The sequence below is a fragment of the Neoluteolibacter marinus genome (genome assembly GCF_014904755.1).
Taxonomy (GTDB): Bacteria; Verrucomicrobiota; Verrucomicrobiia; order Verrucomicrobiales; family Akkermansiaceae; genus Haloferula; species Haloferula marina.
On record NZ_JACZFQ010000311.1, the window covers coordinates 1 to 560 of the forward strand.

1 protein-coding gene is annotated in these 560 nt (G+C 61.8%); it reads left to right on the forward strand.

Translation table 11 applies throughout. The annotated features are described in order from the left end of the window. Window positions 1-323 precede the first annotated feature (323 nt). On the forward strand, window positions 324-560 hold a 237-nt coding region (locus tag IG178_RS25025), incomplete at its 3' end, for a PRC-barrel domain-containing protein (protein WP_193215276.1).

Here is a 560-nt window from a genome sequence, read left to right on the forward strand (position 1 = left end):
TTCTCCGGCGCGCTACCCTGCGGGGCCTCCGTCTGACTCATGACCCCAGAGTAGCCAGAGCCTGTACTCGCGTCAGGCGCGGGCGTCCAGAGATGCGACCCCGCTCTCAGTGAACCATCAGGAAACTGGGTGACTGTGCGGAGCGAATTCGTCAGAAAAGTTGATGCAGATGGATGCCAAACCTGCTTATGGTTTACTCAGGCAAGCAGCCCCCGGACCGAAGGGACTCTGTCCGACAAGGGACGATCCATCGAACCGGGCCCCGCATCAGTCCACAAGATCGATGCGGGGACGTGCACGACACTTGACTTAAGGAGCACGACATGGCGAACAACATCAGCGTCGAGGACCTACAGCGCAGCACCGTCATCGATCAGGACGGGGACAAGGTCGGCAAGGTCGGTCAGGTCTACCTGGACGACGCCACCGGTCAGCCCAACTGGGTCACGGTCAACACCGGCCTGTTCGGCGGCAACGAGACCTTCATCCCGCTCGATGAGGCCACCCAGGACGGCGACGACCTGCGCGTGCCCTACACCAAGGCCTTCATCAAGGACGCC